At 63.7% G+C, this 12,564-nt stretch carries 13 protein-coding genes and 1 tRNA gene; 2 read left to right on the forward strand and 12 right to left on the reverse strand.

Going from position 1 to position 12,564, the window contains the following annotated elements:
* Positions 1 to 81 precede the first annotated feature (81 nt).
* Positions 82 to 1,254 carry an NAD(P)/FAD-dependent oxidoreductase gene (locus TabM4_RS09660; RefSeq protein WP_434621757.1) on the forward strand — a complete coding sequence of 391 codons (1,173 nt, stop codon included), beginning with the start codon at positions 82 to 84 and terminating at the stop codon, positions 1,252 to 1,254.
* 113 nt (positions 1,255 to 1,367) lie between these two features.
* Here TabM4_RS09660 and rpe read toward each other — a convergent pair whose 3' ends face one another.
* Entirely contained in the window at positions 1,368 to 2,057 is a 690-nt protein-coding gene (rpe, locus tag TabM4_RS09665; protein WP_434621760.1) for a ribulose-phosphate 3-epimerase, read from the reverse strand.
* 195 nt (positions 2,058 to 2,252) lie between these two features.
* On the opposite strand from rpe, the gene TabM4_RS09670 reads away from it, so the two are divergent.
* Positions 2,253 to 3,617 (forward strand): ISNCY family transposase, encoded by a 1,365-nt coding sequence (locus TabM4_RS09670; RefSeq protein WP_434621763.1) that lies wholly within the window; start codon positions 2,253 to 2,255, stop codon positions 3,615 to 3,617.
* 142 nt (positions 3,618 to 3,759) lie between these two features.
* Here TabM4_RS09670 and TabM4_RS09675 read toward each other — a convergent pair whose 3' ends face one another.
* From TabM4_RS09675 to TabM4_RS09725, 11 genes are all read right to left on the reverse strand, one after another.
* The gene (locus TabM4_RS09675; RefSeq protein ID WP_434621766.1) at positions 3,760 to 4,272 is read right to left on the reverse strand and encodes a hypothetical protein; all 513 of its coding nucleotides are present in this window, start codon (positions 4,270 to 4,272) and stop codon (positions 3,760 to 3,762) included.
* A gap of 172 nt (positions 4,273 to 4,444) precedes the next feature.
* Positions 4,445 to 4,521, reverse strand: a tRNA-Arg gene (locus TabM4_RS09680).
* Positions 4,522 to 4,585: 64 nt separating this feature from the next.
* Positions 4,586 to 5,806: a cysteine desulfurase gene (locus TabM4_RS09685; RefSeq protein ID WP_434621769.1), complete on the reverse strand. Its 1,221-nt coding sequence runs from the start codon at positions 5,804 to 5,806 to the stop codon at positions 4,586 to 4,588.
* Positions 5,799 to 6,377 (reverse strand): Yip1 family protein, encoded by a 579-nt coding sequence (locus TabM4_RS09690; RefSeq protein WP_434621772.1) that lies wholly within the window; start codon positions 6,375 to 6,377, stop codon positions 5,799 to 5,801. Before TabM4_RS09690 ends, TabM4_RS09685 begins: the two co-directional genes overlap by 8 nt.
* A gap of 2 nt (positions 6,378 to 6,379) precedes the next feature.
* Positions 6,380 to 6,904, reverse strand: coding sequence for a YIP1 family protein (locus TabM4_RS09695; RefSeq protein ID WP_434621775.1), 525 nt, complete (start codon positions 6,902 to 6,904; stop codon positions 6,380 to 6,382).
* A gap of 4 nt (positions 6,905 to 6,908) precedes the next feature.
* Positions 6,909 to 8,195, reverse strand: a complete 1,287-nt coding sequence (sufD, locus tag TabM4_RS09700; RefSeq protein WP_434621778.1) for a Fe-S cluster assembly protein SufD — start codon at positions 8,193 to 8,195, stop codon at positions 6,909 to 6,911.
* On the reverse strand, positions 8,195 to 8,950 hold the full coding sequence (gene sufC / locus TabM4_RS09705; protein WP_434621781.1) for a Fe-S cluster assembly ATPase SufC: 756 nt from the start codon (positions 8,948 to 8,950) through the stop codon (positions 8,195 to 8,197). The genes sufD and sufC overlap by 1 nt, the downstream gene beginning before the upstream one ends.
* Positions 8,951 to 8,992: 42 nt before the next feature.
* Positions 8,993 to 9,304 (reverse strand): YbjQ family protein, encoded by a 312-nt coding sequence (locus TabM4_RS09710; protein ID WP_434622012.1) that lies wholly within the window; start codon positions 9,302 to 9,304, stop codon positions 8,993 to 8,995.
* A 19-nt stretch (positions 9,305 to 9,323) separates the two neighbouring features.
* On the reverse strand, positions 9,324 to 10,841 hold the full coding sequence (sufB, locus tag TabM4_RS09715) for a Fe-S cluster assembly protein SufB (RefSeq protein WP_434621784.1): 1,518 nt from the start codon (positions 10,839 to 10,841) through the stop codon (positions 9,324 to 9,326).
* Between the two features lie 48 nt (positions 10,842 to 10,889).
* The gene (locus TabM4_RS09720) at positions 10,890 to 11,921 is read right to left on the reverse strand and encodes a cysteine desulfurase family protein (RefSeq protein WP_434621787.1); all 1,032 of its coding nucleotides are present in this window, start codon (positions 11,919 to 11,921) and stop codon (positions 10,890 to 10,892) included.
* A 108-nt stretch (positions 11,922 to 12,029) separates the two neighbouring features.
* Positions 12,030 to 12,494, reverse strand: coding sequence for an Rrf2 family transcriptional regulator (locus TabM4_RS09725; protein ID WP_434621790.1), 465 nt, complete (start codon positions 12,492 to 12,494; stop codon positions 12,030 to 12,032).
* Positions 12,495 to 12,564: the final 70 nt, after the last annotated feature.

Here is a 12,564-nt window from a genome sequence, read left to right on the forward strand (position 1 = left end):
TTGCCCTTGGCTATCCTTCTGTTTACGCACGCAATCATGGGCCTGTCGAGTGGTCAGACCCGTTCCCGCAGGGAGAGAGCGATGAAAGCGGATGTCGTGGTGATCGGCGGGGCGGTCATGGGGGCCTCGGTCGCCTTCTGGTTGAAGAAAATGCAGCCCGACCTCGACGTCCTCGTTGTCGAACGCGACCCAACCTTCGCCCGCGCCTCCACCGCGCTGGCCGCCGCAGGCATCCGGCAACAATTCTCGAATCCCGTGAACGTGGAAATCTCCCGCTTCGGCATCCAGTTCATCAAGCATTTCCAGGATCACCTCGGCCTCGATGTCGGCATCCCCGACCTCGGCCTGCGCGAAAACGGCTATCTCTTCCTCACCCGCACCGCCGAAGGCCTGCAAACCCTGACCGATCTCGCAGCCCTGCAGCGCGACCACGGCGCGGCGACGGAAATCCTCACGCCGCAGGAAACCGCCGCGCGCTTCCCTTGGCTGAACACCGATGATCTGACGGGCGCCAGTTTCGGCCCCCGCGACGAAGGCTTCTTCGACAATATGGGCCTGCTGAACGGCTTCCGCGCCGCGGCCCGGCAACTCGGCGCGAGATTCCTCACCGATACCGTCACAGGCCTGACCGTGACCGGGGGGCGCATCATCGGCGTCACGCTGGGGCAGGGGGGGCACGTCTCCTGCGGCGCCGCCGTCAATGCCGCAGGCCCCCGCGCCGCGCAGATCCTGCGCATGGCGGGCCTCGACATCGCCATCGAACCGCGCAAGCGCACCGTATTCGTGATCGACGCGCCCAATGCCCGACTGCCGCATGCACCCCTGATGATCGACCGCGACTACTGGATCAGGCCGGAACACAAGCAATGGATCACCGCCACCGTCCCGGCCGAAGACGGCCCCTGCGACGCCGATGATTTCGACCCCGACCTGCACCTCTGGGAAGAGATCATCTGGCCCGCCCTCTGGCACCGCGCGCCGGGCTTCGACGCGGTCAAGGTCATCCGCCACTGGGTCGGCCATTACGCCTATAACGTGCTGGACCAGAACGCCGTTCTGGGCCCGCATCCGGCACTGCCCAACCTCTACCTCATCAACGGCTTCTCCGGCCACGGCCTGCAACAATCCCCCGCCGTCGGGCGCGGCATTGCCGAACATCTGCTGACGGGCGGCTGGCAAAGCCTCGATCTCTCCGACCTCTCGGTCGAACGGATGCTGGAAGGCCGCCCCTTCGCCGAAAAAGCCGTCGTGTAGGGCGGGGTTCACCCCGCCACACGCCCGGCGCAACCCTTAACGCCCTCTCACCGCACCGCCCGCCGCGTGCTGACAGGTTGCGGTACAGTTTCCGGCACAGGACCCGGACAGGCTCAGACGGCCTTCTCCGCCGCCGCCCGGATCGCCCGGATGTTCTCGCCATAGGGCGCGGGATTGGCCACCGAACCGCCCTTGAACACGGCGGAACCCGCCACCAGCACATCCGCGCCCGCCGCCGCAACCAGCGGCGCCGTCTCCACCGTCACGCCACCGTCGATCTCGATATGGATGGGCCGATCCCCGATCATGGCACGCAAGGAACGCACCTTATCCACTTGGGAATGAATGAATTTCTGCCCGCCAAAGCCCGGATTGACCGTCATCACGCAGATCAGGTCTACCATGTCCAGAAGATGCGCCACCGCATCGAGTCCGGTTCCGGGGTTGATCGCCAGCCCCGCTTTTTTCCCTGTATTCCGAATGGCTTGCAGCGTACGGTGAATATGCGGCCCAGCCTCCAGATGCACAGTGATCACATCCGCACCCGCCGCCGCATAGGCCTCGATATAGGGGTCCACCGGCGCGATCATCAGATGCACATCCATTACGCCCTTGATATGCGGCCGGATCGCCGCGCACATCGCAGGCCCGAAGGTCAGGTTCGGCACGAAATGCCCATCCATCACATCCACATGAACCCAATCCGCACCCTGATCCTCGATGGCCCGGCACTCAGCCCCGAAATTCGCGAAATCCGCCGAAAGGATCGACGGCGCGATCTTGATCTTCCGCGAAAACTCCATGGCCATGCTCCAGCAAAAGAAGGGTGTGCCGCGCTTCTAACCCAAGCGGTCGTGGTACGCCAGCAGGATGCCACCACAGTCGGTACATGACATAATATTGATTATCGGATATCCAGATGTAAGCGCAAAGTAGAACTGTCGCACCTGAGCAAAGTTAGAATGTCGCCCTGTCCTTCCAACAAAGGAGTCGGCGGCATGGGATGGGTGCTGATGAGCGAGCGCGAAGTTCACCGCGTTGAAGTGCTGTCCGGCGTAGTGGCGGGCCGGATGTCGACGAGCGAAGCGGCCTCAGTTTTATGTCTGAGCGAGCGACAGGTTCAGCGCTTGCTGAGGACCTTCCGCGAGGACGGCGCAGTGGCCTTGAGACACAAGTCTCGCGGAAGGCCGTCGAATAACCGCCGCCTCGAAGGCTTGCGCGATCTGACGCTGGCAATTGTGCGCGAACAGTATGCTGATTTCGGTCCGACATTGGCGGCCGAGAAGCTGGCGGAGCGTGATGGCGTGAATGTCTCGCGCGAGACCCTGCGCAAATGGATGGTCGAGGACGGACTCTGGCTCTCACGCAGCCAGCGGCGGGTCTTCCATCGTCCTCGGCTTCGGCGGGAATGCTATGGAGAGCTGGTGCAGATCGATGGCTCCGATCATCGCTGGTTTGAGGATCGTGACCCGCCCTGCACCCTGATCGTGGCCGTGGATGATGCGACGGGTGCGATCCAGGAGATGCGCTTTGTGCCCTCGGAGAGCACCTTCTCGTATTTCGAGATGCTGGCTGGATATCTGCGGTCCCATGGCAAGCCAGTAGCCTTCTACTCGGACAAGCATTCCGTGTTCCGGGTTGCCAAATCCGATGCCAGGACAGGCCATCAGACCACGCAGTTCGGGCGTGCACTTCTGGAGTTAAACATCGAGATTCTTTGCGCAAATTCGAGTCAGGCTAAGGGTCGCGTGGAGCGCAAAAACCGTACTCTGCAGGATCGACTGGTCAAGGAGATGCGCCTCGATGGCATCACCGGCATGAAGGCTGGGAATGACTGGTTGCCAGGGTACATTCTTCGGCACAACCAGCAGTTTGCCCGCCCCCCTGCCCGCCCTGACAACCTGCATCGCGCGGTCACGGAGACGCCGGATCGCCTCAACGACATCCTGTGTTGGCGCGACGAGCGTCATGTCACCCAGCAGTTGACTTTCTCTTACGAGAGGAAGCGCATCATGCTGGAAGAGACCGAGCTCTCCCGCAGCCTCGTTGGCAAGTATGTTGATACATATGCTTGGGCGGATGGACGCTTTGAAGTGCGCTGGAAAGGCTTCTCCCTGCCCTACTCGGTGTTCGATCCTGATCAGCAGCGTGTGACCCACGCTGCGATCACCGAGAACAAGCGTTTATCGGAGGTCTTGTCCTACGCCAAAGCGCTTCAAGACGCTGAACAGAAAGCGCCAAAGATCGGGAAACAGCGCACTCAGTATACCCCAACAGGAAAGAAGAGCCCTGGACGCAAGAGTTGGCTCGACAAACGGGCGGAAAGACGGGCGCAAGCGGCCTCGACGCATGCTGCGGAGTAACCAGGACCGCAGGACCGGTCAGGTCTGCGATATTGGCGGTCTCCGCCCTGCCCGGTCCTGCTCCGGAGCCCTCAAACGACATTTCTACTTTGCAGACCAAGCGACGCTCAAACTTGGTGACAACACCCAGATGCATCGAAACCTATCCCCCTGCAACCGAACCATCCACCCGCCGCACTGTCCAGACCCACTTCTCGTAGAAGAACAGGTTGATCCCCTCCCGCTCCATCCGATAGCCCGCGGCCGCCGCCGACTCCTGCAGACGCGCAAGGAAAACCCTGTTGCTCACCGGGATGTGGATGCCGCCATAGCCCAGTTTCTTTCCCCCGATCAGCCGGATGTGATATCCCGTGGTGCTGCCAAAGGACTCCATCCCAATCTCCGCGATCTCTGACCACTCATACCGTTCGTCGCGCATGTCAGAGAAGCGCCGCACCCGCATCGTGAATCCGCCCTCGTGAAAGGTCACACCGGAACCCAACGGACGCGAAACGAAAAGCAGACGCAGACCAATCGCCACGAAGGCAACGGACAGCAGCCCCATCAGGAAAAAGACATCCGGCCAATCGGCCACCCGCCGGAATCCGCTATGCTTGACGGTGGTGTAGATCGGCATCGCAGGCAGCACCGCCGCTGCAATCAGAAAGACCCCCAAGAACCGATTCAACCCGCGATCTTGCCGGATATCCGGCGGAAGCCTCGGCCCTGCCGCCCCGCCACCTTCACCGTCCCGAGAACCTTCCTCGACCATCGCTACACCTGCACACCCGTCCCACGGCAAGGATCAGCCCCGTTCCGGACAAAAACATGACAGCAAAGGGAAAATTTGGCGCACCCAGCACGATTCGAACGTGCGACCTTTGCCTTCGGAGGGCAACACTCTATCCAGCTGAGCTATGGGTGCGCTGTAGCGTCCGATTACCGAAAAGCTGCAGGGGATGCAACCGCCTATCCGCCCCCTGCCCCGGTCACCCGTTGAAAAGTTCGTTCGCCAGTTCCAGCGCCGAGATCAGCGCATCCACCTCGGCCTTGGTGTTGTACAGCCCGAAAGACGCCCTGCAGGTCGCGCCCACGCCCATATGCTCCATCAATGGCATGGCGCAATGCGTGCCCGCGCGCACCGCCACGCCCCGCTTGTCAAGGATGGTCGAGATGTCATGCGCATGCGCCGCCCCCGCCATGGTGAAGGAGAAGATCGCCCCCTTCGTCTCGGAATTCCCCTGCACGTTCAGCCAGTTCAGGCCCGCCAGCCGCGCCCGCGCATAATCCCGGATGCTGCGCTCATGGGCGGCGATGTTCTCCATCCCCAGACCCATCATGTAGTCCAGCGCCACGCCCAACCCGATCTGCGCCACGATCGACGGCGTCCCCGCCTCGAACTTCATCGGCGGATCGTTATAGGTCACGAAATCCCGGCCCACCTCGCGGATCATGTCACCGCCGCCGAGGAAGGGCCGCATCTCCTCCATCCGCTCTCGACGTATGAAGATCGCCCCGGAACCGCTTGGCCCGTAAAGCTTGTGCCCGGTCACCGCATAGAAATCGCAACCGATGGCCCGCACATCCACCGGCATGTGAACCGCCGCCTGGCTTCCATCCACCAGCACCGGCACGCCCTTCTCGCGCGCCCCCGCGCAGATCGCCGCCACATCGACCACGGTGCCCAGCACGTTCGACATATGCGTGACCGCGACCAGCTTCGTGCGCGGCCCGATGGCATCGATCACCGCCTGCGGGTCCAGATCGCCCTTCGCGTCGCACTCAACCCATTTCAGCACAACCCCCTGCCGTTCCCGCAGGAAATGCCACGGCACGATATTGGCGTGATGCTCCATGATCGACAGCACGATCTCGTCCCCGGCCTGCAACCTCGGCGCGGCCCAGCCATAGGACACAAGGTTGATCCCCTCTGTCGTGCCGGAATTGAAGACGATCTCTTCCGGATCGGCATTCAGGAACCGCCCGACGATGCCGCGCACCGCCTCGTACTTCTCGGTCGCAAGATTGGAAAGGTAGTGCAAGCCCCGGTGAACATTGGCATATTCCATCGAATAGGCCTGCGTGACCGCCTCGATCACCGCCCGCGGCTTCTGCGCCGAAGCACCATTGTCCAGATAGACCAGCGGCTTGCCGTTCACCTGCCGCGACAGGATCGGAAACTCCGCGCGGACCTGTTCGACGTCATACATTGATGCCCAACCCCAGCGAAACCATCAGCAGGCTCAAAGCGAAGACCGCCACGACGAAGGTGATGATCACCCCCAGAAAGACCAGACCCAGCGACCGGAAGCCGTGCATCTCGGCCACGAAATTCACCAAGAGCCACAGGAAGATGACCAGCGACCCGATCTCCACCAAGGGTGCCGCGATCGGCAGCGCCACCAGCAGGACCAGTTGCAGCACCACCAACAGAAGCTGGATGAACTGCAGCCACGCGATCAGGATGACCGAATCCGCCAACTCGCCCTTCCCGCCCCGCCAGCGCCCCACGACAAAGGCCAGAACGGCCGTCATCAACATGCCGAAGGCGACCATCCCGGCCCAGAAGAACGGCCCCACCGGCTGCAATTCCGTGCCATCCGGCGCCACCGCGGGCGGCAGCAGCGCCGCCATCCCCTGCATCAGGAAGGCCGACATGACCGCCATCAACGCCAGCGCGGCCCACCGCGCCTGCATCGGCAGCGGCTGCCGCATCACCACCTGCGCCGCCTCGCGTGGCCGCCGAAAAGTCAGCCGCACCAGACCGCTCAGATTTGCCACGGTCAATTCCATGCCCGCTCCGCCTCGATCAGCATGTTGATCCACAGATAAAGGAAGACCACGAAAACCAGCCCCCCCACCACCGTCGCCCCGGTCCCTGCCCCGATGAAGCCCGCGACAAGCCCCTGCAACAGCATCACGGGCGTCGTGCAGAACAGCGCCCAGAACAGCGCCAGCCTTGCCCCGAACCCCGTTCCCTTCCCGCCCAGCAGCCGCGCCACGCCATGGCTGATGGCCGCCAGCAGGTAAAAGAACAAGGGCGCGATGAAAACCAGCGCCATAAGCCGCGATCCCATCAGCGCCTGCAAGGTCGGCACCTGATCCAGCGGCGTCCCCGCCGCCTCTGCCGCCAGCCGCGTCAGATGCGCCTCGCGCGCAAGGCCGGGCCATTGCGCCACGAAGATCAACCCGCAGGCCCCCATCAGCGTGGCAATGGCGCGGTCCTCGCGCTGCCCCTCCGCCAGCTTGCGGGCGATCACCGCCCGCGGCCTGCGCCAAGAGGCAAGGATATCGGGAACGACCGGCATCCGCTCAATGCTCGTGGCGTGCCAGCCACCCCTCCAGCCGCGACCGGATATCCTCGGCAATCGCCTCATCCTCGATCTCGGCAATGGCTTCCGCAAGGAAGGCCAGCACCAGCAGGGATTGCGCCGCCCGCAGCGGCACGCCCCGCGACCGCAGATAGAACAGCGCCGTCTCGTCGATGGCGCCGGACGTGGACCCGTGCGAACATTTCACATCGTCCGCATAGATTTCCAGTTCCGGCTTCGCCAGAAACTGGCTGTCCTCATCCAGCAGCAGCGACTGCGAAATCTGATACCCATCCGTCTTCTGCGCGCCGGGCTTCACAAGGATCTTGCCCTGAAACACCCCCACCGCGCCGTTCTTCAACACCTTCTTGAAAACCTGACGGCTTTCGCAGCGCTCCGCCGCATGGGTGACGAAGACCGTATCGTCATGGTGAAAATTCCCGTCGCCCACCGCAGCCCCCGCGACATGGGCCACCGCCTCGTCGCCGTTCAACTCGATGACCGCCTCGTTCCGCGTCAGCACACCATTCGCCGTCAGCGTGAAGGACTTGAACAGCGCCCCCGCCCCTAACCGCGCGAAGATATGCGTGACGGCACGGCGTTCATGATCACGCCCCTGCGCACGGATATGGTGGAACCGCGCGCCCTCGGCGACCTCCACCTCCAGCACCTTGGAAAACCGCGCCGCAGCCGGGCCGTTTTCCAGAATGGTGATCTCCGCCCCGGACTCCACCTTCACGCAATGATGCAGGATCGCATCAGAAGCATCTGATTTATGCGCATAAATCAGGGAAACAGGCTTCGCCGCCTTCCCCGTCACGCGGATCAAAACGCCATCCGTCGCAAAGGCCGAATTCAACGCCGCCAGCGGACGCTGCACCGGCACCTGCCCCCGCGCCTCAAGCACGCCATAGACATCGCGCGCCCAATGGATATCCGCGCCCCCGGCCTTGGCCAGCCGCTCGATCTCCACCCCGGCCAGCGACAGGTCATCGGACGCCTCGGCGTCAAACACCCCATCGACGAAGACGATCTTCAGCCGGTCGATCCCGTCAAAGACCGGGCTTTCGTCGCTGTCATCGAACACCGCCGCACGCGGAGCCTCGGCCGCCACCAGACCCGACGGGTCCGTATAGCGCCAATATTCATCCCGCTTCCCCGGCAGCCCCATCGCCGACAGCCGCGCCAAGGCCTCGCCGCGCGCCGCGCCCAGCCAACCCTCACGAGCGAAGGACAGCCCCGCGATCCGCGCCGCCAGCGCGTCCTGCTTCGCCTGCGGCAGTGCCATCACTGCACCTCCGCCAGCAGGTCCGCGTAACCGTTGTTCTCGACCTCCAGCGCAAGCTCCGGCCCGCCCGTCTTTATGATCCGGCCATTCGCCATGATATGCACCACATCCGGTTTGATGTGGTCCAGCAGCCGCTGATAGTGCGTGATCACAAGGAAAGACCGCCCCGCATCGCGCAGCGCGTTCACCCCGTCCGACACCAGCTTCATCGCATCCACGTCCAGACCGGAATCCGTCTCGTCCAGAATGCACATCTTCGGCTCCAGCATCGCCATCTGGAGGATTTCGTTCCGCTTCTTCTCCCCGCCGGAAAAGCCCACGTTCACAGGCCGCTTCAGCATCTCGGCATCGATCTTCAAGGTCTTGGCCTTCTCGCGCACGACCTTCAGGAACTCGCCCGCGCTCATCTCTTCCTGCCCGCGCGCCTTGCGCTGCGCATTCACCGCCGTCCGCAGGAAGGTCATGTTGCCCACGCCCGGAATCTCCACCGGATACTGGAAGGCAAGGAACAGCCCCGCCGCCGCCCGCTCCTCGGGCTCCATCTCCAGCAGTTCCTCGCCATCCAGCGTGGCGCTGCCGTCCGTCACCTCATAGCCGTCGCGGCCCGACAGCACATAGGACAGCGTCGACTTGCCCGACCCGTTCGGTCCCATGATCGCATGCACTTCCCCTGCCCCGATGGTCAGGTCCACACCCTTGAGGATCTGTTTGTCCTCTTCCTCAAGTTTCACGTGCAGGTTCTTGATATTCAACATGTTCTGTTCCGTCTCTATCCGTCATGGCCCCGCGAGGGTGCCTTATCCCAACCGCACGGCGGTCCCGCTGGCCGACACCATCAGCATCTGCCCGATGACCTCGTAATCCAGATCGACGCCCACCACGGCATTGGCCCCCAGCGAACGCGCCTTGTCCTGCATCTCGCTCAGCGCCGTCTCGCGCGCATCGGCCAACTTCGCCTCATAGGCCCCCGACCGGCCCCCGATGATATCCGTGATCCCGGCGAACAGATCGCGCACGATATTCGCGCCCATGATCGCCTCGCCCGTCACGATGCCAAGGTATTCGGCAATCTGGTAACCCTCGACAGAACCCGTCGTCGTCACGATCATCGGCTTCGCTCCCCACATATCACCCAACCGACCCTTCCAGCGAAATCGCCACAAGGCTCTGCGCCTCCATGGCGAATTCCATCGGCAGCGCCTGCAGCACCTCCTTGCAGAAGCCGTTGACGACCAGCGCCACCGCCTCCTCCTCGTCCATGCCCCGCGAGCGGCAATAGAACAGCTGATCCTCATCCACCTTGGACGTGGTCGCCTCATGCTCCACGCGCGAGGAGTTGTTCTTCACCTCGATATAGGGAACCGTATGCGCCCCGCACTTGTCCCCGATCAGCAGGCTGTCGCACTGGGTATAGTTGCGCGAATTCGTGGCCTTCGGGTGCATGCTGACCAGCCCCCGATAGGTGTTCTGCGCGCGGCCCGCAGAAATCCCCTTCGAAACGATCCGGCTCTTCGTGTTCTTCCCAAGATGCACCATCTTGGTCCCCGTATCCGCCTGCTGGGCATTGTTCGCGATGGCGATGGAATAGAACTCGCCTTGGCTGTCATCCCCCCGCAGGATGCAGGACGGATATTTCCACGTGATCGCCGACCCCGTCTCCACCTGCGTCCACATCACCTTGGACCGATGCCCCCGGCAATCCGCGCGCTTCGTGACGAAGTTGTAGATGCCGCCCTTGCCATTCTCGTCGCCGGGATACCAGTTCTGCACCGTGGAATACTTCACCTCGGCATCGTCCAGCACCACGATCTCCACCACCGCCGCATGCAGCTGGTGCGTGTCCCGCTTCGGCGCGGTGCAGCCCTCAAGGTAGCTCACATAGCTCCCCTTGTCCGCGATGATCAGCGTCCGCTCGAACTGCCCCGTATTCTCGGCATTGATCCGGAAATAGGTGCTCAACTCCATCGGGCAGCGCACGCCCTCGGGGATGTAGACGAAGGACCCGTCCGAAAAGACCGCGCTGTTCAACGTCGCAAAGAAGTTGTCCGACTGCGGCACGACCGAGCCGAGATACTTCTTCACCAGCTCCGGATGCTCCCGCACCGCCTCGCTGATGGAACAGAAGATCACCCCCGCCTTCGCCAGTTCCGCCTTGAAGGTCGTCCCCACGGACACGGAATCGAAGACGGCATCCACCGCCACCTTCCGCTCGCCCTCCGGCGCCTCGACGCCCGCCAGCAGTGCCTGCTCCTTCAGCGGGATGCCCAGCTTCGCATAGGTCGCCAGCAGCTTCGGGTCCACCTCGTCCAGCGATTTGGGCTTGACCGCCATGCTCTTGGGCTTGGCGTAATAATACTGGTCCTGATAGTCGATCTCCGGGTAATTCAGCATCGCCCAGCGGGGTTCTTCCATCTTCACCCAGCGCCGATAGGCCGCCAGCCGCCAATCCAGCATCCAGTCCGGCTCGCCGTTCTTTTCCGAAATCAGCCGGACGATATCCTCCGACAGACCCTTCGGCGCATATTCCGTCTCGATCTCGGTTTCCCAGCCGTATTTGTATTTCCCGGCCATGGCCTGCACGGTTTCGATCGTCTCGCGATCGACCCCGTCGCGGATCTCGGCTTCCTTCACGGCGGCTTCGCTCATCGGTCCATCCTTCACGGCTAGGGCGCAAGGCACCCCGTCTTCAAACTCTCATGCGGCCCGGCTCAGGGCCTTGGCGTATTGCGCGCACCAGATATCGGCGAAACGCAACACATCGTCCTTCGTCACCCCGGGCCCCAGAGAGATGCGGATCGCCTGCGCGGCCTGCGCCTCGTCGAACCCCATCGCCCGCAACACGCGGCTCGCCTTCACCTTGCCCGAGGAACAGGCGGACCCCGCCGAAACGGCAAAGCCCGCAAGGTCCATCGCCATCACCTGCGTCTCCCCCTTCCAGCCGGGGGCGATCAGGCAAAGGGTATTGGGCAGACGCGCCGCCCCATTCCCGACGGAAATAGTATTGTTAGCGCCCAAGGACAATGCGGTTTCTAGAATATTTCTAAGTTCCGCAACCCTTTCCCAGACCCCGGCTTCCAGATCGCGCTGCGCCGCCTCCGCCGCCGCCCCCATCCCGGCGATGCCGATGACATTCTCCGTACCCGCGCGCCGCCCCATCTCCTGCCCGCCGCCCGTCAGCGCAGGCGCGATCTCGAATCCGTCCCGCAGGATCAGCGCGCCAACCCCCTTCGGCCCGCCGAACTTGTGCGCCGACACCACCGCCATCTCCGCCCCGCTCCAGGCAAAGGAAAACGGCACCTTCCCCACCGCCTGCACGATATCCAGCATCAGCGGCACGCCCGACTCCCGCGCCGGGGGCTCGGCAATCACCCCCGTCTCGTTATTGGCATAGCCCCATCCCAGCGCCCTGCGCCCCACGCCCTCGCGCCGCTGCGCCCAAAGGCAGTCATGCGCCGTCGGGTCCACCTTCACCGCATCCACCGGCAACCGCCCCAGCACCGCCGCCGCCTCCGTCGCGCCCGAGGTGAACACCACCTCCGCAGGCTTGCACCCCACCGCCGCCGCCACCTGCGCCCGCGCGCGCTCCACCAGGGCCCGCGCCGCCCGCCCCTCGGCATGAACCGAGGACGGGTTCCCCACCACATCCATCGCCGCGATCATCGCCGCCCGCGCCTCATCCCGCAAAGGCGCCGTCGCGTTCCAGTCCAGATAGACCCGCGCCCTCACCGCCCCGCCCCTTCAGCCGTTCCCAAATATCCTCGGGGGGAGCGTCGCCGCAGGCGGCGCGGGGGGCAGACAGCCCCCCCGATTTTTCGCAGAAAAATCGCCACCCCCTCACGCATCCTCATCCACCACCCGGAACAGCGCCGGAACGGCGGGGCAAGGCGTCATCTGGTTGCGGATCACATCCGACAGCCGCGTCTGGTGCAGGAACACATAGACATGCGCGCTCAACCCCTCCCACAGCCGGTTGGTCAGGCTCTGCGCCCGTGTCCCCGATACCCCGCCCGAGGCCCCTGCCCCGGTATGCAGCGCATCCACCGTCTCCTCCACCGCCTCCAGCACATCCGAAACCCGGATCGCATCGGGCGACTTCGCCAGCCGATACCCGCCCCCGGGCCCGCGCACCGCCTCCACCAGACCCGCCCGGCGCAGCTTCACGAACAACTGCTCCAGATAGGGCAGGCTGATATCCTGCCGCTTCGCCACCTCGGCCAGCGACACCAGATCCTCCCCTTTCGCCAGCGCCAGATCGGCCAGCGCCACCATCGCATAGCGTCCCTTGGTCGAGAGTTTCATGCCCCACCGCCTCCAAAAACATTGACGCGGGGTTTACGGCCCATTACGTCCTGACCGACCCCGCAGCGTG

Origin of the sequence: Tabrizicola sp. M-4 (genome assembly GCF_051132405.1) — a bacterium.
Classification (GTDB): Bacteria; Pseudomonadota; Alphaproteobacteria; order Rhodobacterales; family Rhodobacteraceae; genus Paragemmobacter.

What these genes read in the sequence shown, in the direction of transcription:
- TabM4_RS09660 (WP_434621757.1), top strand. Translation starts at nt 82, where the DNA reads ATGAAAGCGGATGTCGTGGTGATCGGCGGGGCGGTCATGGGGGCCTCG.
- rpe (WP_434621760.1), bottom strand. Translation starts at nt 2,057, where the DNA reads ATGGAGTTTTCGCGGAAGATCAAGATCGCGCCGTCGATCCTTTCGGCG.
- TabM4_RS09670 (WP_434621763.1), top strand. Translation starts at nt 2,253, where the DNA reads ATGGGATGGGTGCTGATGAGCGAGCGCGAAGTTCACCGCGTTGAAGTG.
- TabM4_RS09685 (WP_434621769.1), bottom strand. Translation starts at nt 5,806, where the DNA reads ATGTATGACGTCGAACAGGTCCGCGCGGAGTTTCCGATCCTGTCGCGG.
- TabM4_RS09695 (WP_434621775.1), bottom strand. Translation starts at nt 6,904, where the DNA reads ATGCCGGTCGTTCCCGATATCCTTGCCTCTTGGCGCAGGCCGCGGGCG.
- sufD (WP_434621778.1), bottom strand. Translation starts at nt 8,195, where the DNA reads ATGGCACTGCCGCAGGCGAAGCAGGACGCGCTGGCGGCGCGGATCGCG.
- sufC (WP_434621781.1), bottom strand. Translation starts at nt 8,950, where the DNA reads ATGTTGAATATCAAGAACCTGCACGTGAAACTTGAGGAAGAGGACAAA.
- TabM4_RS09710 (WP_434622012.1), bottom strand. Translation starts at nt 9,304, where the DNA reads ATGATCGTGACGACGACGGGTTCTGTCGAGGGTTACCAGATTGCCGAA.
- sufB (WP_434621784.1), bottom strand. Translation starts at nt 10,841, where the DNA reads ATGAGCGAAGCCGCCGTGAAGGAAGCCGAGATCCGCGACGGGGTCGAT.
- TabM4_RS09725 (WP_434621790.1), bottom strand. Translation starts at nt 12,494, where the DNA reads ATGAAACTCTCGACCAAGGGACGCTATGCGATGGTGGCGCTGGCCGAT.